At 74.5% G+C, this 21233-nt stretch carries 20 protein-coding genes; 9 read left to right on the top strand and 11 right to left on the bottom strand.

The genetic code is table 11. From position 1 onward, the window contains the following. Positions 1–10: 10 nt before the first annotated feature. Positions 11–670, bottom strand: coding sequence for a hypothetical protein (locus tag STTU_RS05435; protein ID WP_007820577.1), 660 nt, complete (start codon positions 668–670; stop codon positions 11–13). Between the two features lie 281 nt (positions 671–951). Between STTU_RS05435 and STTU_RS05430 the strand changes: the two genes are divergently transcribed. The 3 genes from STTU_RS05430 (at position 952) to STTU_RS35835 (ending at position 1936) form a co-directional block, all read left to right on the top strand. Next, entirely contained in the window at positions 952–1203 is a 252-nt protein-coding gene (locus STTU_RS05430; RefSeq protein WP_007820576.1) for a hypothetical protein, read from the top strand. Between the two features lie 164 nt (positions 1204–1367). After that, positions 1368–1694, top strand: coding sequence for a helix-turn-helix domain-containing protein (locus STTU_RS05425; RefSeq protein WP_052862467.1), 327 nt, complete (start codon positions 1368–1370; stop codon positions 1692–1694). 107 nt (positions 1695–1801) lie between these two features. Continuing rightward, complete coding sequence (locus tag STTU_RS35835; protein ID WP_007820571.1) at positions 1802–1936, top strand: hypothetical protein; 135 nt, start codon at positions 1802–1804, stop codon at positions 1934–1936. A 138-nt stretch (positions 1937–2074) separates the two neighbouring features. Here the strand turns inward: STTU_RS35835 and STTU_RS05420 are convergent, their stop codons facing one another. Next, positions 2075–3961 carry an arabinofuranosidase catalytic domain-containing protein gene (locus STTU_RS05420; protein ID WP_007820570.1) on the bottom strand — a complete coding sequence of 629 codons (1887 nt, stop codon included), beginning with the start codon at positions 3959–3961 and terminating at the stop codon, positions 2075–2077. Positions 3962–4151: 190 nt separating this feature from the next. Next, positions 4152–5048, bottom strand: coding sequence for an NAD(P)H-binding protein (locus STTU_RS05415; protein WP_007820561.1), 897 nt, complete (start codon positions 5046–5048; stop codon positions 4152–4154). A gap of 67 nt (positions 5049–5115) precedes the next feature. Between STTU_RS05415 and STTU_RS05410 the strand changes: the two genes are divergently transcribed. Then, entirely contained in the window at positions 5116–5928 is an 813-nt protein-coding gene (locus STTU_RS05410) for a LysR family transcriptional regulator (RefSeq protein ID WP_007820559.1), read from the top strand. A 325-nt stretch (positions 5929–6253) separates the two neighbouring features. Then, positions 6254–7558: an MFS transporter gene (locus STTU_RS05405; protein ID WP_007820556.1), complete on the top strand. Its 1305-nt coding sequence runs from the start codon at positions 6254–6256 to the stop codon at positions 7556–7558. Between the two features lie 25 nt (positions 7559–7583). Here the strand turns inward: STTU_RS05405 and STTU_RS05400 are convergent, their stop codons facing one another. Beyond that, a complete protein-coding gene (locus tag STTU_RS05400) occupies positions 7584–7820 on the bottom strand; it encodes a hypothetical protein (protein WP_007820555.1) in 237 nt (78 codons plus the stop codon). A 256-nt stretch (positions 7821–8076) separates the two neighbouring features. Here STTU_RS05400 and uraD point away from each other — a divergent pair, with 256 nt between their 5' ends. From uraD to STTU_RS05385, 3 genes are read left to right on the top strand one after another with little or no spacing between them, the layout of a single operon-like run. Then, positions 8077–8901, top strand: a complete 825-nt coding sequence (gene uraD / locus STTU_RS32400) for a 2-oxo-4-hydroxy-4-carboxy-5-ureidoimidazoline decarboxylase (protein WP_007820553.1) — start codon at positions 8077–8079, stop codon at positions 8899–8901. 5 nt (positions 8902–8906) lie between these two features. After that, a complete protein-coding gene (gene pucL / locus STTU_RS05390) occupies positions 8907–9863 on the top strand; it encodes a factor-independent urate hydroxylase (protein ID WP_007820551.1) in 957 nt (318 codons plus the stop codon). A gap of 32 nt (positions 9864–9895) precedes the next feature. Beyond that, positions 9896–11281 (top strand): 8-oxoguanine deaminase, encoded by a 1386-nt coding sequence (locus STTU_RS05385; protein ID WP_007820549.1) that lies wholly within the window; start codon positions 9896–9898, stop codon positions 11279–11281. 31 nt (positions 11282–11312) lie between these two features. On the opposite strand, the gene STTU_RS05380 is transcribed toward STTU_RS05385, so the two are convergent. The 7 genes from STTU_RS05380 to STTU_RS05350 form a co-directional block, all read right to left on the bottom strand. Further along, complete coding sequence (locus tag STTU_RS05380; RefSeq protein WP_007820548.1) at positions 11313–13538, bottom strand: alpha-N-acetylglucosaminidase; 2226 nt, start codon at positions 13536–13538, stop codon at positions 11313–11315. Positions 13539–13675: 137 nt separating this feature from the next. Further along, positions 13676–14101 carry an acyl-CoA thioesterase gene (locus STTU_RS05375; protein ID WP_007820547.1) on the bottom strand — a complete coding sequence of 142 codons (426 nt, stop codon included), beginning with the start codon at positions 14099–14101 and terminating at the stop codon, positions 13676–13678. Between the two features lie 508 nt (positions 14102–14609). Beyond that, positions 14610–15437 carry a hypothetical protein gene (locus STTU_RS36165; RefSeq protein WP_007820546.1) on the bottom strand — a complete coding sequence of 276 codons (828 nt, stop codon included), beginning with the start codon at positions 15435–15437 and terminating at the stop codon, positions 14610–14612. A gap of 320 nt (positions 15438–15757) precedes the next feature. Next, the gene (locus STTU_RS05365) at positions 15758–16309 is read right to left on the bottom strand and encodes an HAD domain-containing protein (protein WP_007820544.1); all 552 of its coding nucleotides are present in this window, start codon (positions 16307–16309) and stop codon (positions 15758–15760) included. An 86-nt stretch (positions 16310–16395) separates the two neighbouring features. Beyond that, positions 16396–17040, bottom strand: a complete 645-nt coding sequence (locus tag STTU_RS05360) for a DUF305 domain-containing protein (RefSeq protein WP_234019161.1) — start codon at positions 17038–17040, stop codon at positions 16396–16398. Between the two features lie 75 nt (positions 17041–17115). After that, positions 17116–18045: a DUF1996 domain-containing protein gene (locus tag STTU_RS05355; RefSeq protein WP_007820542.1), complete on the bottom strand. Its 930-nt coding sequence runs from the start codon at positions 18043–18045 to the stop codon at positions 17116–17118. 346 nt (positions 18046–18391) lie between these two features. Further along, positions 18392–19852 carry a PHB depolymerase family esterase gene (locus STTU_RS05350; protein ID WP_007820541.1) on the bottom strand — a complete coding sequence of 487 codons (1461 nt, stop codon included), beginning with the start codon at positions 19850–19852 and terminating at the stop codon, positions 18392–18394. A gap of 437 nt (positions 19853–20289) precedes the next feature. On the opposite strand from STTU_RS05350, the gene STTU_RS05345 reads away from it, so the two are divergent. Next, positions 20290–21096 carry a 3-hydroxybutyrate dehydrogenase gene (locus STTU_RS05345; protein ID WP_007820539.1) on the top strand — a complete coding sequence of 269 codons (807 nt, stop codon included), beginning with the start codon at positions 20290–20292 and terminating at the stop codon, positions 21094–21096. Positions 21097–21233 lie beyond the last annotated feature (137 nt).

The raw sequence follows: 21233 nt of genomic DNA, 5'->3' as shown, positions 1-21233 counted from the left end.
GCCGTACCGCCTACGCGTGCCCCAGCCGCTCCGCCGCCTCGTTCAGCGGCCGGACGAGGCCCGTCGCCTCCAGCGCGAAGAGCGGCACCCCGAGCCGGGCCGCGCTCTCGGCCGCCTCGGGCTCGGGGCCGCCCCGGGTGAAACCCACCGGGTCGGCACCGGCGGCGAGCGCCGCGAGCCACAGGCACTCCACGTCCCGCACCGTCAGGCGCCGACGGCTCGGCTCGACGTGGGCGAGCAGCCCGCGCGCGGCGAGCGCGACGCCCGCCGGGGCCGGTTGCGCGGCCCGGTGTATCTCGCCGTGGCCGAGCCGCCCGAGGTGCAGCGCCGCCGCCGTCACGGCGTCCCGCGCCGAGCGGATCGGCACGAGCGTGCCCGGCTGCCGCGCGAGCGGTACGGTCCCGGGGGCGCCGCCCCCGTCGACCGCGAGCCGGAGCAGCGTCCCGCACGGGCAGCCGTACTCGGGCCGTGGCCACCGGGTCGTCCGCGCGCAGGCCACGCACCGCACCGCGAGCCACTCCTCGGCCCAGTCGCGCCGCTCCACCGGCTCGCCCATGCCGCCGTCCACGAGCGGCAGGACCACCGGCACCCCGCAGGCGCAGGGCAGCTCGGGCGGGAGGTGGCTGCCGACGCGGCGGCAGACCGGGCAGGTGACGGCGACGGAGGCCATGACGTGCTCCAGGACCTTGACGGACAGGCCGCGCGCACGGCAACGCGCGGGCGTACGAGGGGCGCCCCGCTGCGTACGGGGCGTGCCCCCATCATCCTCCCGTTCACCGCCGCCCCGCCGGGAGTTGGGGTGACAGGGCGGACCCGCGTGCGGCTCCCGCGCGTGCCCCGGCGGGGCCCCCGCCCGGCCGCTCCCCGTGCCGCGCCCCGCTCCGGGCCCGTCGGCTAGGGTCGCTGCGGCGGCCCCGAGCGGGGACGCGCGGCCACGGCGAGAGGCGTCTCATGCGGTTGCGGGTCGAGTTCACCACCGAGCCCTTCGACCTCGAACAGGCGCCCCGGCACGCGCTCGTCGCCCGCGAGGTGCTGCGCGCCGCGCCGCTCGAAGGCATCGACGTCGGGCCCTTCGGCAACACGGCCGAGGGCAGCGCCGAGGACGTCGTCGCGACCGTCACCGAACTGCTCCGCACGACCATCGACGCGGGCGCCGACCGCGTCTCGCTCCAGGTCAGCGTGATCGCGGAGGACGAGCGGTGAGCGCGCCCAGGCCCGTACCGCGCCACGAGGGGTCGGTGCCGCCCGCCGAGGGGCCCGTACCGCGCCACGAGAGGCCCGTACCGCGCCACGAGGGGCCAGTGCCCTCCGCCGAGAAACCCGTGCCGCACCCGCTTCTCGAAGCCGTCCGTCCGCTCGTCGACGCGATGGGCGGGGAACTGCTCGCCCCGGCCGCCGCCGCGCCCGAGGACGTCGTGCTGCGCTGGGAGGGCGAGGAGGTCGTCGCGGTGCGGCTGCCCGGCCTCGGGGACGACAGCCTGGACCGGATCGTCGAAGGGCTCGAACGGGTCCACGGCCCCCTCGCCGCGCTCGACCGCCGGACCAAGCAGGACCTCGTGCGGCAGTTGGAGGCGCGCGGCGCGTTCACGGTGCGGCACGGCGTCGAGACCGTCGCCGCCGCCCTCGGCGTCTCGCGCTTCACCGTCTACAACTACTTGCGGCACGTCAACGAGCAGCGCGCCAAGGAGCGTTGAGGAGAGATCCGCCGACCGGTCGGCTGTCCGGGACGCCCGGCCGACGGGCGGACTTCAGGGCGCCACGTGCTCCGGTACCCGCACGGGCGACCGCGAGGAGGCCCCGCGTGCTCGGGGTCCACGCCCACAACACCAGCGCGGACCCCGAGAACGGGGGCGCCGGGGACGGGGGCGCCGGGAACGGGGGCGCCGTGGGGCACTCGGACACCAGCCCCTCGGATGCCGGGCACGAGACGCGCTGAGGCCCCGGACGGGGGGAGCCGTCCGGGGCCTGTCCGGGGAGCGGGTGAGGGTTTCGCCGGTACGGGGGACCGGGGCCGCTTACCGGCGCCGGGGCCGCCTGCGGCGCGGTCCCCCACCCGCGCGGGGGCGTCGCCCGCTCAGCCGAGTGCGAACTTCTGCGCCGCGCTTCCGTTGCAGTCCCAGATCCGCAGCCGTGTGCCGTTGGCGGTCGCGCCGTCCGGTGAGTCGAGGCAGCGCCCGGACTGCGGGTTGCGCAGCGAGCCGTCCGCCTGCTGCTGCCAGACCTGGCCACCCGCGCCGCCGCAGTCCCAGAGCTGGACCTGCGTGCCGTTCGCCGTGCCGTTGCCCGTGATGTCGAGGCAGCGGCCGAGCGTGCGCAGCCGTCCGTCCTGGCCGAGCGCCCAGTGCTGGTCGGCCGCGTACGACTGGCAGTCCCACAGCTGCACGGCGCTGCCGTTCGTCCCGCTGTCGTCGGCGGCCACGTCGGCGCACTTGCCGCCGGGCCCCTTGACGGGCGCCCCGCCGTTCACGGCGAACTTCTGCGCCGCCGCGCCGTTGCAGTCCCAGATCCGCAGCCGCGTGCCGTTGGCGGTCGCGCCGTTCGGCGAGTCGAGGCAGCGTCCCGACTGCGGGTTGCGCAGCGAGCCGTCCGCCTGCTGGACCCACTTCTGGCCGCCCGCGCCGTCGCAGTCCCACAGCTCGACCTCGGTGCCGCCCGCCGTGCCGTTGCCGTTGATGTCGAGGCAGCGGCCGAGCGTCGCGAGCGAGCCGTCGGCGCGGTGCTCCCAGTGCTGGTCCTCGGCGTACGACTGGCAGTTCCACAGCTGTACGGCGGTGCCGTTCGTGCCCGTGTCGTCCGCCGCGACGTCCACGCACTGGCCGCCGGGGCCCGTGATCGTGCCCTGCGGGCCGTTGGGGACGCTCGTCTGCCCGCGGTAGCCGACCGAGACGATGTTCGCCTGCACCGCGTTCTCGGTCGCGTCACCCGGGTAGCCCGAGACCATCGCGCCCTCGAACCACGTGCCCATGTTCCGGTTGCTGTTGTCGCCCCCGGTCGCGAGGATGATGCCGCCCTCCTGCTTCATGGGCCGGTACCCCGCGCGGGTCGGCAGCGGCCCGTCCCACCACGTCGTCAGCCCGCCCGCGGTGGAATCACCGCCCTTGAGCGCGTACTTCGTCTGCCCGTCGTTCTTCAGCACGGCGGTGACGTACGGGGTGGCGTTCCCCTTGTTCGCGGTGTTCGAGCCGTTGTCGCCCTGGAACATGCCGTTCTCCAGGTCGGCCTCGACCCATGGACCGCTGCCCGAGCACGGCGCGAAGTAGCACGTCGTGGCGATCGAGACGGCGTCCATGTGCCCGTTGCCCGTGTCGGCCGGGGTGGACTCGGCGTTCCCGTAGTCGAAGCAGCAGTCCGAACCCACGTGCGTGCCGCTCGCGACCATGTACACGCCCTCGGGCTGCCCGTTCACCGCCGTCCCCGAGGCCGCGCCGTGCGAGCGGTAGCCCACGCCGGGCGTGCCCCAGATCCCGTACACCTTGTGGCCGCCCGCCGTCACCGCGATCTCGCTCGCGTCCGCGCCCCGGTCGGCGCCGCCCGCCGTCCCCGCGGGGCCCACGAAGAGGTCGTTGTGACGCGTGGTCTGGTCGTAGATCCTCGTGATCGAGCAGGACGTGTTCGCGCAGAAGGCGTCGTGGTGGGCCGCGTCCGCGTACCCGCCCGCCGCGAGCGTCCCGACGTCGCTCGTGGCACGGTCCGAGGCCCGCGTGAGCTGGTAGAGCGGCCCGTTGTACGCGGAGAAGAGCGCACGGGTCGTGCTGTGCGCCGCGACGCACGGGGTGCCGCCCGTCGCGTACAGGTCGCAGGGCAGGGAACCGGCGGCCTGCGCGGGCGCCGGGAGGGCGAGCAGCGCCCCGAGCAGGAGCCCGAGGACGCCGAGGACCGAGGCCACCGCGCGGCGCGCGCGCCGGACGGTGGCCTCGGGCGAGGAGGGACGGGACGGGAAGGTACGGGGTCTGCCGCGCATGGGCGCTCCCGGAGAGGAGGGGGGACGAACAGGCCGATGGGGGCGGCGAGTTCGCTGAGCCGTCTGGCTGACCGGGAACGTAGAACCGTTGCGCGGTTCCGTCAATATTTGTTGCTTTCTTTATTCCTCTCCTGGAGTTCTTGTCTGAATCTGTTGGATTGCCGCGACGGGTACGTTCCCGTGCGCCCCCTCACGCGCGCACAGCCGGTTCCAGGACCTCCTCGCACCACGTGCGGAAGCTCGTCGGGCTCGCGGTTTCAGGAGTCCGCCCCACTCCCGCGTCGAGTCCCGCCTCCTTCGCCCGCAGCATCGCGACGAAGCCCTCGACGATCGCCGCGCCCGCGCCCGCGCCGCCGAGCACCGCCCGCAGGTCCGCCTCCGACTGCCGCTCGTAGCGCACCGGACGGCCGAGCACCTCCGTCATGACGGCCGCCATCTCCCGCGCCGACAGGTCCTCGGGCCCCAGGACCGGCACCTCGCCCGCCCCCGACCACGAGCGGTCGAGCAGCAGCCGCGCGGCTACCGCCGCGATGTCCCGCACCGCCACGAGCGGCGCGGCGACGTCGGCGCGCACCACGTTCGCGTACACGCCCTCGTCCCTGATCCGCGCCGCCTGCGGCAGCAGATTGTCCATGAAGGTCGGGTTCGCGAGCGCCCGGTAGGCGACGCCCGTGCCCGCGATGAGGTCGTCCATCGCGAGCGAGGCCGTCACATGGCCCGCGTGCCGCGCGAACGGCGTGCCGCGCCCGAGCGCCGACACGCCGACGACGTGCCCGACGCCCCGCCGCGCGAACGCGCCCGCCGCCGCGAGCGTGAACCCCGCGTACGCCGCGTCGAGATCCGCCGTGCGCGGGTCCGGCGGCACGAGCCAGAACACCGCGTCGGCGCCCGCGAACGCCTCGTCCACGACGTCCGGCTCGCGGTGCGAACCCACGACGACCTCGACGCGGTCGCGCACCCCGGCGGGCAGCCGCGCCGGGTCGCGCACCACGACGCGCAGTCGCTCGCCGCGCGCGGGCGCCTCGTCGAGCAGCAGGGGGAGGAGGGAGCGGCCGATGCGGCCGGTCGGTGAGGTGATGACGATCATGCGTCGAGTCTCGGCGCGGCCTCCGGACCGGTCCAATGCTCTTCCCGGCGATTGATACCTTGCAGGCATGGATCTGGATCTGCGCAAGCTCCGGTACTTCGCCGCCGTCGCCGAGCACCTGCACTTCGGACGTGCCGCCGAGGAGCTGTACATCACCCAGCCGGTGCTGAGCCGTCAGATCAAGGCACTCGAAGCCGAGCTGGAGTGCGCGCTCCTCGTCCGCACCACCCGCGCCGTCGCCCTCACGGCGGCCGGCGCCCAGCTCCACGAGGAGGCCCGGCGCCTCCTCGCCGCCGCCGACACCGCGCTGCGGCGCGTCAAGGACGCCGACCTCGGCACCCGGCGCCTCGCCGTCGCCTTCTCGCCGGGCCTGCACGTCGCGGACGCGCTCCGCGCCTTCGCCGCGCGCCACCCCGAGGTCCCCACCGACGTCGTCCCCGCACCCTGGTGGGAACCGGACGCCCCGCTGCGCGACGGCCGCGCCCAGGCCGCCTACCTGCGCCGCCCCTTCGACGACACCGGGCTGCGCACCGTGCCCATCGGCCACGAACGCCGCGTCGCCTGCCTGCCCGTCACCCACCCGCTCGCCTCACGCGCGCACCTCACCCCCGAGGACCTCGACGGCGTGGAGCGGTCCGGGCCGTCCATCCGCCGCACCGCCTCGGCCGAGGAGAAGTTCGAACTCCTCGCCTCCGGCACGCGTGGCATCGCCCTCGTCCCCGTCGGCGTCGCCCACGCCTACTACCGCCCCGACCTCGCCTACCTCGACGTCCCCGGCATCCCCGGCGTCGAAACGGTCCTCGCCACCCACGCCCACGCCCGCGACCCCCTCCTGCGCGACTTCATGGACACGGCCCTCACCATCCTGCGTGCCGCCTGACCGCTCGCGGCGACGCGGCGCGGGTGCTGGGGTGCCGGGGTGCTGGGGTACTGGGGTCGAGGTGGCGGGGCGCGTCCCGCTGTTTCGGGTGTGTGGCGGCCGTTTCGCCACGTGTGCCCCCGTTGCGTCGCACATGGCCCTCGTCGCGCCGCGCGTCCCGCCGTTTCGCCACGCACACCACCGTTCCGCAGTGCGCCCCGCCGCTTCACCACGGGCCCCCTTCCGCCCTCCCGGCCTGTTGCTCCGTCCGGCCCTCCACGTTCGCGCCCCCCGCGCGCCCGCGAGAGCCTGAGCCCTCCCGCCTCGCCGGAAGCAAGGGAACGCCATGGCCCGCCCGCACACGTCCCCCTCCGTCCCCCGGGCCGAGCCCACCTCCGCCCGTCGCCTCCTGTCCGGCGCCATCGCCGCCCTCGCCTGCCTCCTCTACGGCTACTGCAGCGGCGTCGTCGCGGGCGCCCAGCTCTACGTCAGCCGCGACTTCTCCCTCGGCACGACGGCACAGGGCGCCGTCGTCTCCGTCTTCCTCCTCGGCGCCGCTGCCGGTGCCCTCGGCGCGGGACGCGTCAGCGACCGCTACGGCCGCCGCCCCGCCCTCCTCCTGAGCGCTCTCCTCTTCGGCGCGGGCCTCGCCCTCGCCGCCTTCGCGCCCGGACTGCCGCTCCTCCTCGTCGGCCGCGTCGTGCAGGGCCTCGCCGCGGGGCTCGCCTCCGCCGTCGTCCCCGTCTACCTCTCCGAGATCTCCACCGACCGCGCCCGCGGGCGCATGGGCACGCTCAACCAGTTCATGGTCACGGTCGGCCTCCTCGTCTCGTACCTCGTCGCGCTCGCCTACTCGTCCGGCGGTGAGTGGCGCTGGATGTTCGGCGCCGGGCTCGCCGGCGTGGCCCTGTTCCTGCTCGCCCTGCCGCTCCTGCCCGAATCCCCCGCCTGGCGGGCGCGGGGCGCCGGCACGGCGCGGAAGAGGCCCGGTCCGCGTGCCGCGCTGCGCGTCCTCACCGCGCGCGGCGTACGGCCCGCGCTCCTCGTCGGTGTCGGGCTCTGCCTGCTCCAGCAGTTCTGCGGCATCAACGCGGTCCTCTACTTCGCGCCCACGATCATCCGCTCCACCGGGCTCGGCGCGTCGAACGCGATCCTCTACTCGGTGTACATCGGCGCCCTCAACGTCGTCATGACCATGGTCGCCGTCGAACTCGTCGACCGCTGGGGCCGCCGCCCGCTCATGCTGCTCTCGGTCGGGCTCATGTTCGTCGCGCTCGTACCGCTCGGCGTGAGCTTCATGTGGGACGTGCCCGCGCACAGCCTCGTCGCGCTCCTGTGCCTGCTCGCCTACGTGGCCGCCTTCGCGATCGGCCTCGGCCCGATCGTGTGGCTCCTGCTCGCCGAGATCTTCCCGCCGGAGCGGCGGGCGCTCGGCACCGCCGTGTGCACGACCGTCAACTGGCTCGCCAACTTCGTCGTCAACCAGTTCTTCCTGACCCTCGTCGGCGCGCTCGGCCAGGGCGAGACCTTCTGGCTCTTCGCCGGGGTCTGCCTCCTCGGCCTCGGCTTCGTGTGGCACCGGCTGCCCGAGACCAGGGGCCGCGACGACGCCACGATCGCGGCGGCCCTCGGGACGGGAACCGTCCGCTGACCGCGGCCCCCGTCCCGGCCTCCGCTCACGCTGCCGTCACGACCTCCGCGCGCAGCGCCGCCGACCACTCGGCGAGCAGCGCCTCGTACTCCCCGCGCCGCTCCTCGGCGAGCCGCCCGCCCGCGCACCACAGCGCGCGGATCTCCGCGTTGACCACGGCGGCGGAGCGGGGTGGCGGCGCGACGGACCGCGCGGCGGGGGAGGCCGTGTCGAGCACGGCGTCGCTGCGGGGCGCGGTGACAGGACGGGACGTCTGAGTCATGGGCACCACCGTAGAGGGCGCCACTGACAACGGGGCTACGCCGATGTGAACACCCCGGCCGCCCCCACCCCCCCCCGTTCGGCCCCGTGACACGCCCGGACACACCCTCCCCAAGTGCCCCGCTTTACGCCCGTGTTACTTCGGCGTATCCGCTCGCCACCTCATTTCAACAAAGTGTTGACGCGCCCTCGGGGGAAGGTCTTAGCTGTCCGCAGCCGCACCGCGGCACGACCGCACCAGGACCCGGGAGGTCCCCGTGACGCTCAGCCGGTTCAACGCCCTGCCCGCCCCCGAGGCCCGCTCCGCCCTCGGTGAGGTCTGCTCCAGCGGCGCCTGGGTCACGGCGGTGCTCGCCGGACGGCCGTACGAGAACACCGCCGCGCTCCACGCGGCGAGCGACGCGGCGACGGCCGCCCTGGAAGGCCCCGACCTCGACGACGCCCTCGCCGGGCACCCGCCCATCGGCCGCCCCGGCGACGCCACCTCGGCGCGCGAGCAGAGCGCCGTGGCCGAGGCGCCCGGGGAACTGCGGGCCCGGGTGCGGGAACTCACGCTCGCGTACCAGGAGAAGTTCGGGCACGTCTTCCTCATCCGCGCCACCGGACGCAGCGCCGCCGACATCCTCGCGGCCTTGGAGGAACGCCTCGGCAACACGCCAGCGACCGAGCGCGCCCGGTCCCGTACCGAACTCGCCGCCATCCACCGCATCCGCCTCGACCGCCTCTTCCCCGACCCCTCTCCGCCCGCCGCGCCCGCCACCGTCTCCACGCACGTCCTCGACACGAGCGCGGGCCGCCCCGCCGCCGGCGTCCCCGTCACCCTCTCGGCCCGCTCCGGCGAGAAGGCCCCCTGGACCGTCGTCGGCTCCTCCGAGACCGACGCGGACGGGCGCTGCCGCGACCTGCCCGCGCCTCCGCTCGGCACCACCGAGGTCCGCCTGGAGTTCGCCACGGCCGGTCACGTCCCGGCCGCCTCGTTCTTCCCCGAGGTCGGCCTCGTGTTCCGCGTGACCCCCGGCGAGCACCACCACGTACCCCTGCTGCTCAGCCCGTACGGCTACTCCGCATACCGAGGGAGCTAGGCACCATGCCGAAGACCGGCCCCGACACCACCACCCCCGAAGCCGACGCGGCCCCCGCCCCCGCCGTCTCCGTGCTCGGGCAGAACCAGTACGGCAAGGCCGAGGTCCGCGTCGTCCGGGTCGTCCGCGAGGGCGCGGTCCACCACCTGCGCGACCTCAACGTCTCGATCGCCCTCTCCGGCGCCCTGGACGACGTGCACCTCACCGGCTCGAACGCCAACTGCCTGCCCACCGACACGATGAAGAACACCGTCTACGTCTTCGCGAAGGAACACGGCATCGCCTCGCCCGAGGAGTTCGCCACCCGCCTGGCCCGCCACTTCGTCACGACACAGCCGAGCATCCACCGGGCCCGGGTCCGCGTGGAGGAGTACGCCTGGGACCGCCTCACGGACCCCGCCGCAGGCCCCGCGCACTCCTTCGCCCGGCGCGGCGGCGAGACCCGCCTCGCCGAGATCGCGTACGAGGACGGCCACTGGCAGGTGATCTCCGGGCTCAAGGGCCTCACCGTCCTCAACACGACGGACTCCGAGTTCCACGGCTTCGCCAAGGACCCGTACACCACCCTCCCCGAGACCCACGACCGCATCCTCGCCACCGAGGTCTCCGGCCGCTGGCGCCACACCTGGACCGAGGACACCCAGGAGGCGCCCGACTGGGACACCTCCTACCGCGAGACCCGCGCCCACCTCCTCGCCGCCTTCGCCGGTACGTACTCGCTCTCCCTCCAGCAGACGATGCACCGCATGGGCAGCCGCATCATCGAGCACCGCCCGGAGATCGCCGAGGTGCGCTTCTCGCTGCCGAACAAGCACCACTTCCTCGTCGACCTCGCCCCCTTCGGCCTCGGCAACGACAACGAGGTCTACTACGCGGCCGACCGCCCCTACGGACTCATCGAGGCGACGATCCTGCGCGCCGGCCACGAGGCCCGCATACCCGTCGACCACAGCAACCTCTGAGCCGTACCGCCCGCTCGCCAAGGAAGCGCACCGTGACCCCACCACCCGTCCCGCAGGGGCGCGTCGTCATCGAGAACGTCGCCCTCGCCACCGTCGACACCGAGGGCACCGAGCACAGCTCCGGCCACCTCGTCGTGCACGGGGACCGCATCGAGTCGCTCGGCCCGGGACCCGCCCCCGCCGGGCTCACGGACGTCCGCCGCCGCGTCGACGGCACCGGGCACCTCCTGACCCCCGGACTCGTCAACACCCACCACCACTTCTACCAGTGGCTCACCCGCGGACTCGCCACGGACCACAAGCTCTTCGACTGGCTCGTCGCCCTCTACCCGACGTGGGCGCGCATCGACGAGCCCATGGTCCGCGCCGCCGCGCGCGGCTCGCTCGCGATGATGGCGCGCGGCGGCGTGACCTGCGCGATGGACCACCACTACATCTACCCGCGCGGCGCGGGCGATCTCTCCGGGGCCCTCGTCGGGGCGGCCCTCGACCTCGGCGTGCGCTTCACGCTCGCGCGCGGCTCGATGGACCGGGGCACCTCGGACGGCGGCCTCCCGCCCGACTTCGCCGTCGAGGCCCTCGACGAAGCCCTCGCCGCGACCGAGGAGACCGTCGACCGCTTCCACGACACCGCCTTCGGCGCGATGACCCACGTCGCCGTCGCCCCCTGCTCCCCGTTCTCCGTCTCGACGGAACTCATGCGCCAGGGAGCGGAGCTGGCGCGCCGCAAGGGGGTGCGGCTGCACACGCACGGCTCCGAGACCCGCGAAGAGGCCGAGTTCTGCCGCGAGTTGTTCGGCATGGGCCCCACCGACTACTTCGCCTCGACCGGCTGGCTCGGCGAGGACGTGTGGATGGCGCACTGCGTCCACATGGACGACGCGGACATCGCCGCCTTCGCCCGCTCCGGCACCGGCGTCGCGCACTGCCCCTCGTCCAACGCCCGCCTCGCCGCCGGGATCGCCCGCGTCCCCGACCTGCTCGCCGCCGGGGTCCCCGTCGGTCTCGGCGTGGACGGCACGGCGTCGAACGAGTCCGGCGAACTCCACACCGAACTGCGCAACGCCGTCCTCGTCGCCCGCCTCGGCCCGCACCGCGAAGCCGCCCTCACCGCCCGGCAGTCGCTGCGCCTCGCGACAGCCGGGGGCGCCCGCGTCCTCGGGCGTCAGGACGAGATCGGCTCCCTGGAGCCCGGCAAACTCGCGGACCTCGTGCTGTGGCGCCTGGACACCCTCGCGCACTCCACGATCGCCGACCCCGTCGCCGCCCTCGTCCTGGGCGCCCCCGCCCCCGTCACCCTCTCCCTCGTCGGCGGTCGTCCCGTCGTCGAGCACGGCCGCCTCGTCCACGCCGACGAGGACCTCGTGGCGCGGGCGGCCCGCGACGAGGCGGGGCGGCTGGCGGCGCTGATGGGCTGAACTCCCGGCGGGCTCCCGCGGGCGGGGGCGGTCAGTCCGCCCGTGCGAGCGCTCGCGCCACCTCCTCCGCCACCTCGTGCACCTGCCCGCGAGGCTGGGTCGCGAGGGCACCCGGGTTCCGCGTCCACCGGTCCTCCAGCGCGAACCAGTCCACCGCCACCGGCTTCCGCCCCTCCTTGAGCGCCGCCGACAACTCGTCGATGTACGTGCTCCAGCGCAGCCGGTACAGCCCGCCCACCAGCCCCGACCACTCCCGGTTCGCGTAGTCGCGCAGACCCGCGTCCGCTCCCTGCCGCGTCCCCCACGTCGTGAGCAACGACAGCGCGTCGTACTGGAGCTGGCTCTTCTCCCGCGCGCTCCCGCCCCAGGCCCTGGCCGACTCGACCCACCGCCCGAGCAGGTGGTTCTCGTCCGTCGCGACGAGCTGTTCGAGGAGGTCCATCAGCGCGATCCAGCGGCGCCCGAGCCGCGCGAACTCGGCCTGATTCTTCGCCTGGTAGGCGGCGGCCAGGCGCGGCAGCAGGGTCCGGCTCCGGTTGGCGAGCGCCTGCCGCGCCACGTCGAGCAGGTCCCTGCGGTACGTCGCCGAGTCGCGCAACTCGGCGCGCACCGCCAATAGTTCATCGAGCGCGGGCTCGAAGGAGGCGGCCGGGTACCGCAGTGCCTTCGGCGACCACTTGCCCGCTGAGACGGCGTCGAGCGCGGGTCGCGCGCCGAAGAGCCCGTCGGCGGGCTCCGACCACCGGTCGTCGCGGCGCGTTCCGTACGCCGTCGTCCGCAAGATGTCCCACGCCGCCTCGGCGTGCGCGTCGCTGCCCCCGTACCGCACCCGCGCGTACTCGCGGAACCAGTCCGTCAGGTCGACGGGCCCTTCGGTCCACGGCAGTTCGGCGAACAGCTCGAAGGCGGCCGGGTTGTTGTCGGCGGCCTCCGGCATGAGCGCGATGCCGGAGAGCCGGCTGCCCGAGCGGTCCCGCCAGCGAGGGTAGAGGTCCACCCAGTCGCGGGCGTTGGCGCCGAGCGCGGTGTGGCCGCCGAAGTTCCAGATCGAGCCGAAGGCGTACGGTGTGCCCTGCCAGTCGCTCTCGCGGTCGTTCACCTCCGAGAAGCGGTCGCTGAGCCCGTCCACGACGAGCATCGCCTCACGGTCCGCCGCGGCGACGACCTCCTTCGGCGGGTTCTTCTGCCAGCCGAGGATGACCCACACCGCGTCCGGACGCGCCGCGCGCAGCGCCCGCTGCACCCCGCGCGTCGCATCCCCCACCGGCACGTTCCCGGCGCTCCCGCCCTCGTGCAAAAGATCCATCTTGTAGAGCGTGCCGCGCCCGTACAGCTCCTCCTGGATCTCGTAGAACGCTGCCGCGACCTCGGCGAAGAGGTCCGTGCGCGGGTCGAGCCAGTCGGGCCGCGCGAAGCCCATCCACTTTCCCTGCGGCACGGTCTTCGCGCCCGGGTTCCGGTCGGCGAAACCGGCCGGGACGGTGCCGAAGTAGCCGGGGAGCACGGGCGACATGCCGAGTTCGCGCAGCCGCCCCACGATGCGGGCGCCGAGCGCCGCTCGTTGCTCGATCAGCCGCGCCGTGACGGGCTCGGGGAACGAGGAGAGGTTCTGGAGCAGCCACCACGGCTGGTGCGCGGGCCCGGGAATCCATGCGCGCACCTCGTCGTCGCTGTACCCGTACCGCTGGAAGAGCCGCTGATAGACGGCGTCCGCGCCCGCGTAGACGAGCACTTCGTTGAAGCCGTGCAGCGCGAGCAGGTCGATCTCCCGCTCCCAGTAGGCCCAGTCGTGGTACGGGCCGGTGTAGCCGTCGTTCGTGTCGTTGAGCACGAAGCGGTGCGGCGTGTCGGCGCGCCCTTCGAGCCGGCCGCCCTCGGGGGCGGGAACCCGCTCGGGCAGTCCGGCGCGGCTCCCCGCCCAGGTGAACTGTGCGAGGCCCGCCTGCTTGAGGTACCGCCGCAGTCCCGCGAGCTGGGTCGCCGGGTTCGTTCCCGCGATCGTGATCTGTCCCGCCCGGCCGCTGACGGCGAAGCGGTCCCGGCCCTCGGTGTCCGGTGCGAGGGAGGTGAAGAGGAACTGGTCGGCGCGGGCGCCGAGGAGGCGCCGGGCCGCAGCGGCGGCGGGATCGGAGGGCGCGAAGGGCGTTGGCGTTCGGGGTGCGCCTGTGTGGGCGGCGGCCGTGCCGCTCCCGGCGACGGCGGCGATTCCGGGCGCGCCCGCGAGCAGTCCCAGGAAGGTGCGGCGGTCCCATGGCATACGGCGACTCCTCGGCTCGACTGCGTTGTCCCCCGCGAGGAGTACCCCGTCCGCCCGTCCGCCTCCCACCCCTACCCGCCGTGTCGGCCGGATGGGGCACACGAACGACCCGGAAGCATCTTTTGTCCGACCGGCCGTCAGAATCCGAGCCGCGCCGAGTCGGTGGCGAGCGCGTGCACCCGCTCGCGGGGATCGGGGACGAGCCGCCGCTCCCGCAGATCGAGGATGCCGCCGACCCCGGTGACCTCGGCGGCGACGACCCCGTCTGTTCGGGTGATCGTCTGCTCGACGCGGAACGTCTTCCCGCCGCTCCACAGGATCGCGCAGCCGATCGTCACCTCGTCCCCGGCCCGCAACTCCCGCAGGTACCGGATCGTCGTCTCCAGGACCACGGGCCCGATCCCCGCCTTCGCGAGATCCCCCTGCGTGATGCCCGCCGCGAGGAACAGCTCCCACCGCGCGTGCTCCGCGTACTGGAGGTACACGCTCTGGTTGAGGTGCCCCTGCACATCGGTCTCGTAGCCGCGTACTCGCACGGTGACGCTGAACTGCTGCTCGGACATTGCCCACTCCCGATCTCGGGTCCCGTTCTGGCCGCCGTCCATTCTCGTACGGGACCGACAGCGCTCCGCGTGTGTACGAGCCCGCGAACGCGCGAATTCCCTGGGGGGAGGGGGTGGCCGAGGTGAGTGAGCGCACACTCGCCCGCAGAGCTTTTACGTATCGTCACCACCCTTTTGAGTGGCGGCATTTTCGGATTGGGCGGAGTTATCCACAGATTTCGGTGGGTGGCGGAGAACGGCTTGCGGAGTGCGAGAGACTGGTATTGGGGTAGCCCCCCGGGCGGGAGGGGGCTGTTCGCCGGACGGGAACTGTGCGCGGCGGCGGCCGTTGGGTCGTGGCCGTCGTGGCCGTCGTGGCCGTCGTGGCCGTCGTGGCCGTCGTGGCTGTCGGGCCCTTCGGGGCGGACCCCCAGCGCCGCCACCAACGACTGCCCCCTGCGCCCGGGTCTGCTCAGCCAGCGGGGCCGGCCCCGTACGGAACGGCTTGACCACGGAGCCAATGGCCGGTCTACCTTCGCGGCGGTGAGGCGATCACCACGCGCCCTCCGCGCCGGTCCCCGTGCTCGCTCACCTGCCACCCCGCCGCCTCCAGTGCCCCCGCGCACAGCGCCAGTTCCCGGCCGGGGTCGGTCACCGCACCACCCGCCCCCGGAGCCGCCGCTGTTCCGGCGGCCCCGATCCCTGCGACGCCCGCCCCTGGAGCTTGGGCAGCCTCACCCGTCCCGACTTCCGGTCGGCGGCCCTTCCCGGCTTCTGCCCGTGGGGCCCCCGCCCCTCTGCCCGCCTCGCTCCGTGCCCCGCTCGCTCGGGATGCCCCCCTCACCCGCACCTCCACCGCCTCCGGCTGCGGTGATTCTCCGACCACGTAGCCGCCTCGGCCCGCGAGCGCCGGGACCCGGCCCGCCGCCTCCAGAGCGAGTGCCGCGGCCCGTACGAGGTGAGCGCGTTCCCAGGCGCAGGGGCGGCCCATGTCGCCGTCCGCCCGCGTCATCCGGCGCAGTTCCAGAAGGCCCTGCCAGGCCGCGTGCACCTCGCGGGCGCGCGTGGCGGGGTCCGCGGGGGGCTCGGTCTCCTCGCCCGTACGTGCCGCGAAGACCCCGTCCGCCGTCGCGGGGCGGGGCGCGGGCTCGGGGGAGGCGGGCGGTGCCGGGGGTGCGGTGCGGGCGCGTTGACCGGCCGGGGTCAGGAAGCAGTCGTGCGGCGGGCGCGGGTGGCGGAAGGCGAGGCCCAGCTTCACGAGCCGGTCGAGCACGGCCGCCGGTCCGCGCAGCCGTCCCGTCACCGGTTCCGCCGCCTCCATCACGCGCCGTTGCGCCGCCGTCAGCTCCCGCGTCATCCCGCCGCCCCTCATCCCGTACCGCCGTCACCGTCCCCCGCCGTCGATAGTGCCGCACCCCACCGACACCGCCCGGTCGTACGCGACAGCCCCGGCCGGTACGCGTAGCCCCCACGAAACAGGTCCGCGCGCACGGCCGCGCTCAGCCTCCCCGCACGCGCGCCCGCTCCCCGACATCGCCCCGCCCGCGAGACGGTCGCCGCCCGTGCTCCGTAACCCCGCTCACCCTCGGCGCGGTACGCCTGCGACCCGCCGCGCGCAAGCGCCCCGCACGCGCCTGCGGCCCGCTCATCCCCGGCCCGTACGCCCCCGCCCCCCGTTCAGGCCACCGTCCCCGCCCACTCCCGCAACCGCTCCCAATGCGCCTCGCGCAGCCCGGTGCGGGGATCGATGCGCAGGAGCAGTGCGTGCGGGCCGTGTGTTTCGGCGACGTACCGGACGTCGAGGTCGGTGACCATGTCGTCGATCCAGGCGAAGGGTCGCCCGGCCGCCCATGCGACGACGTACCGCGTCTTCCAGTACAGGCCCTCGGGGTCGGTCTCGAAGAGGCGCGGCCAGTCGATGACGGGGAGCGGTTCCTCGATGCCGAGGGCCGGGGCGATCATCTCGTTCGCCTCGTGCGCCCAGGTCGTCGCCCACACGGGGGTGTACGGGAGCGCGAGGAGCCGGGGCCCGTCCGCCGCCCGCAGGCGCACGCGCAGGCCGCGCCGCAGCGCCCGCGAGCCCTCGGCGTGCCGGGCCGACCACACCGAGGGCCACATCCGGTGGCTCGCGTACCCGTGCCGCCGGGCCCACCGCGCCCGGTACGGGTTCAGCGGCCCGTCCACGTCGATCAGCAGCAACGGCCGCGCGTCCCCCTGGCTCTCGCTCATACGGAGGACATACCCGGCCGGAGCTCCGGCCGCACCCGCCGGTCGTGGCGGGCCGCGCCCAGGGTCCACGCGTCCCGGCGGCGCGCTCACGCGCCCGTCAGGCCCGCCTCCGCCTTCGCGGCCCGCTCGCCCATGCGGCGCGCGAGCCGGTGTACGCGGGCGTCGCCGTCCGTGCGGCGCAGTGCGGTCGCCAGGGTGCGGGTCTGGGCGAGGTGTTCGCGGAGCGCGGCGCGCAGCAGTTCGTCGAAGCGGGTGCCGCGCGCGCGTTCCAGGGCGCGTCGTTCGGCGGCGTTCACCATGCCGGGCATGTCGTGGCCCTCGTGCGGGTTCTCGCCGTCGAGGCCCGCCGCCGCGAGCAGGGCGCGCAGGGTCGTGAGGTCGGCGCGCTGCCCCTGGGCGAGGTCTCCCGCCCAGGTGGCCAGCGCCGGGTCCGCGCCGTGGGTGGGGGCCAGCTCCAGAAGGGCGAGGGACTGTTCCTCCATCGCGAGGGAGAGGTGCAGCCAGCCCGTGTCCGTGGGGCCGAGACCTCCGGGAGACGGCGTGCTCGCGACGGCCGGGGGCGGACTCGCCTCCGCTGCGGGGCGGCTCGTCCCGGTCACGGGTGCGCTCGCGCTCCGGGGGGTCGTGCCGTCCGCCCCGCACCCCGCCGCGAGCGCCGCGCACAGGAGGGGGCCGAGGCCCGCTCGTACCGCTCTCCGTACCGCCGTGCGGTGTCCTGCCGTAGCCGTCATGCTCGGTCCTTTCCGCCGTGTCGCGGACGACGGCCCCGCCCGGCGGGAGCGGACTCCCACCGGGCGGGGCGCCGTTCAGGACGGGGTGCCGTCCGCCCCGCACTTGACGATCGCGTTGATGCAGGTGGTGACGCGCCGCTGCATCTCCGCCGCGGGCCACGCGTTGAAGAAGTCGCCGTGCATGGTGTAGCCGGGACCCGAGGCCAGCCGGAAGGCCGCGGGGTTGCCCGAGACCGGGTACCGCAGCACCTGCCGCAGCTTGGGCACGGGGACCGGGTGGCTCGGCGGGCAGGCCCCGTTCACCGGGTAGGACATGTGGCTCTTGTGGTCGGCGGAGTCGAGGTCCCTGCCGTTCCAGCACTGCGGGAAGTCGAGGTAGGACTCCAGCATGGAACCGGGCGGGCAGTTCACGAAGTCCTTCGACGGGTTGACCTCGCCGTGGTGCAGGCAGGACCAGCGGGCGATCGACGTGGGGTCGTTCGTGCCGGTCGCCTTGGCGTTGCCCGCGACGATCCGCAGGCCCTGGGGGAGCGGCTTGATCTGCCGGATGATGTCGTCGCGCACCCCTTCCCCCAGGTAGTAGAAGGTGGTGCCCGTCGGTTCGACGGCCTGGTCGTTCGCGTACAGGGTCGGGACCCAGTACGAGGACGTGTCGGTGCTCGGGCTGCACGTGGACGCCGCGCCGAGGAGGTCGTTCACCGTGGTGTGCGCGTTCGTCGCGTGGCTCCCGAAGAAGCTGTGCATGTGCGAGGCGCCGGGCAGGTTCGGGAAGACGATCGGGTCGTCGGGCAGGCGGTGGCTGTAGGGACACTCGGCGAGGAACTCCGCGACGCGGACCACGTCGGCCTTCTGCGCGCCCGGCTGCGGCGAGCGGGGTTCGGCGCCGGCCGTGGAGCCGGTGAACACCATCGTGAGCAGGAGCCCGAGGGCCGCGAAGAGCGGCGGCCACAGGCGTCGGCGCCCGTGCGGGGGGCCGGATGAGCGGGGGGAACGTCTGAGCAGCACAGCACTCCTCCTTCAGGGGAAGTGTGGTGGGGTGTGCCCGCACCTGAGGTGCGCAGGCCGTGCGGGGGCCTTGCGGAGTGAGTGAAGCGGCAAGCGGCAACCGCGTCAATACTTCTCGTACACAGAGAAAGGACAACGCGGCTTCTGTGTAAGGAGGTTGAAGTAACGCCCTGAGGGGTGCGCGTCCGGTATCCGTGCGTGGCGTGAAGCCGTGGTGCGTCAATGGCGCCTGGGCTGAGGGAATGCGGAAGCGCGCAGGCTTGAACCGGCCTTTACCGGAACGTGGATCGCCGCCCCCTGCATTCATGTCGCGAATGCGGAGAGCGGCGATCCGGGCCGTGCCGCGTCAACAGGCCCCGTCCGCCAGCTCCCAGGAGTCCGGGCCCGTCTGCCGCAGCGTGTGCGTGACGAAGACGTTGTACAGGCCCATGTTCTGGTTGCCGCCGTTCGTGTAGGCGTACCCGCCGCTCACGTGGGCGCGTCCCGCGGCCACGTGGGCGTAGTTGTTCGCCGTGACGCACGTGGCGGGGGTGCCGCCGCCCGTCGTACTCGCCGTCACGGGGGCCGAACGCGCGCCCTCCTTACCGGTGTTGTCGACCGCGGTGACCGTCCAGGTGTACGAAGTCCCGGCCGTCAGCGCCGAGTCGGTGAAGCTCGTCCCGCTCGGTGTGCCCACCCGCGTACCGCCCCGGTAGACGTGGTACGAGGCCGCGCCCGCGACGGCCGACCAGCTCAGCGGCACCGAAGTCGCCGTGGGCGTACCGGCCTTGAGCCCTGCCGGGGCGGGCAGGGCGTCGCCGTCGCCCGGTCCCGTTCCCGCTCCGTCGAGACCCCAGAAGTGGGCCGTGTAGTAGCTGGAGCAGATCGTGTCGAGGAAGTACGCGGCGCTCTTGCCGCACTGCTCCTCGCCCGTTCCCGGGTCGACCGCGAGCCCGTGGCCCATGCCCGAGATCTGGTACAGCTGCACGGCCGGCTCGCCGCCCGCGTCGTCGTAGCTGGTCAGTGTGGTGCTGCCCGGGAGCGTGGTGGTCGAGGAAGGCGTCTGCGAGAGGCCCCACACGTTCGTCCACTGGTCCCGCAGCTCGGTCGCGTTCACCGGATAGACCGTGTAGTCCGACGTGCCCTGCCAGATCGCGACGCGCGGCCACGGGCCCGCGTACCCCGGGTTCTGCGCGCGCACCTTGTCGCCCCACTGCGCGGGCGTCAGGTTCAGGCTCCCGTACTGGCAACCGGACGCCCCCGTCTGGCTCGTGGCGCACTGCGCGGGCAGCCCCGAGTCGACCGCGCCGCCCGCGAACACGTCCGGGTAGGCGGCGAGCAGGTTCGCGGTCATGCCGCCGCCCGCCGACAGGCCCGTCACGTACACCCGCGCGCGGTCGGAGCCGTAGAGCTGCGCGGCCTTGTCCACCATGCTCACGACCGACGCCACCTCGCCCTTGCCCCGCCCGGTGTCGGCCGGGTCGAACCAGGTGAAGCAGGAGAGCGAGTTGTTCGCCGCGCTCGTCTGCGGGAAGACGACCGCGAACTTGTAGCGGTCGGCCATCGTCGTCCAGCCGGAGTTGGCGTAGTAGTCGTTCGCCGACTGGGCGCAGCCGTGCAGCGCGACGACGACCGGCGCGTTCGGCGGCAGGCCGTCGGGCACGTACGTGTACATCGCGAGGTTGCCGGGGTTGGAACCGAAGCCGGTGACCTGCGTGAGCCCGCCCGCGGCGGAGGCCGGGGACGGGAGCGCGAAGGTGCAGGCGGTCGCCGCGAGGAGCGCGGAGACGAGGAGACGGCCGAGCCGTCGGAGCAGGGGTGGGCGCACGGTGGGGTACCTCCGGGGCGTGCGGGGTGCGGGGTGCGGGTGCGGGGCCGGGTGCCCGGCCTCCGCTGCGCGAGGCTAGGACCGCGCGCCGCGCCCGCCCTATGGCGAGCCGGGCCACACCCGGCGCCCGAAGGTGTGGGCCCGCCCCCTTGCCCGTACGGCGCCCGCCCACCGCCCGCCCGCTCGCCGCCCGGCCCGCGCCCCGGTCAACGGCCCGCCCGTACGCACCGGCCGTCGCCGGTACGGTCCACCGCCGCTCGCCCGCACCGTGCCCCGCCGCCCGCACCGGGCCCCGCCCTACGGACCCAACCCCGGCCGCGCCCCCGTACGCCCCCCGCCCCCGTACCCCCGCATGGACCACCCCACCACCCCGTCCCGGGGGATTGTGTGGACCGGCCACATGTCCGCCCCTCCGCGCGCTTCCTACGGTGACGCCCATGGAGACCACTTCGCGCCCCGCCGCGGGCCCCCGCACGGATGCGGCCCCGCAGCCGCGGACCGCCCGCCTCGACGGCAGGACCGCGCTCGTCACGGGCGCGGCGAGCGGGATCGGGCGGGCCTGCGCGCTCGCCCTCGCGGGGGCCGGGGCCGAGGTCCTCGTGGTGGACGTCGACGCGGAGGGGGCCGAGCGGGTCGCGGCCGGGACCGGGGGCACCGCCCTCGTGGCCGACCTCTCGGACCCCGCGCAGGTCGACGCGCTCCCCGACCACGCCGACATCGTCGTCAACAACGCCGGGCTCCAGCACGTCGCCCCCGTCCACGAGTTCCCCGCCGAGCGCTTCGCCCTGCTCCAGCGCGTCATGCTGGAGGCCCCCTTCCGCATCCTGCGCCGCACGCTGCCCGGGATGTACGCGCGCGGCTGGGGCCGGGTCGTCAACATCTCCTCCGTGCACGGGCTGCGCGCGAGCCTCTACAAGTCCGCGTACGTCGCCGCGAAGCACGGCCTGGAGGGGCTGAGCAAGGTCGTCGCCCTGGAGGGCGCCCCGCACGGCGTCACGAGCAACTGCGTCTGCCCCGGCTACGTCCGCACCCCGCTCGTCGAGGGTCAGCTCGCCGAGCAGGCACGGCGGCACGGCGTCCCCGAGGACGAGGTGCTCGACAAGGTCCTGCTCGAACACAGCGCGATCAAGCGGCTCGTGGAGCCCGAGGAGGTCGCCGCGGCGGTGCTGTGGCTGTGCGGCCCGCACGCGTCCTCCGTCACGGGCACCTCGCTGCCCATGGACGGGGGCTGGACGGCGACGTGAGCGCGGCGACGTGAGGACGGGGACGCGAGGACGGCGGCGCGCGTACGCGAGCGCGGCGGCGGCCCGGAGGGCGAGGTGACCGCGGCGGTGGGGCCGGCCGGTGCCGGGAGCCGCCCCGCCGCGCGCCCGGCGTGGTC

The sequence above is a fragment of the Streptomyces sp. Tu6071 genome (genome assembly GCF_000213055.1).
GTDB lineage: Bacteria > Actinomycetota > Actinomycetes > Streptomycetales > Streptomycetaceae > Streptomyces > Streptomyces evansiae.
This window is presented reverse-complemented; position numbering and strand designations above follow the sequence as displayed.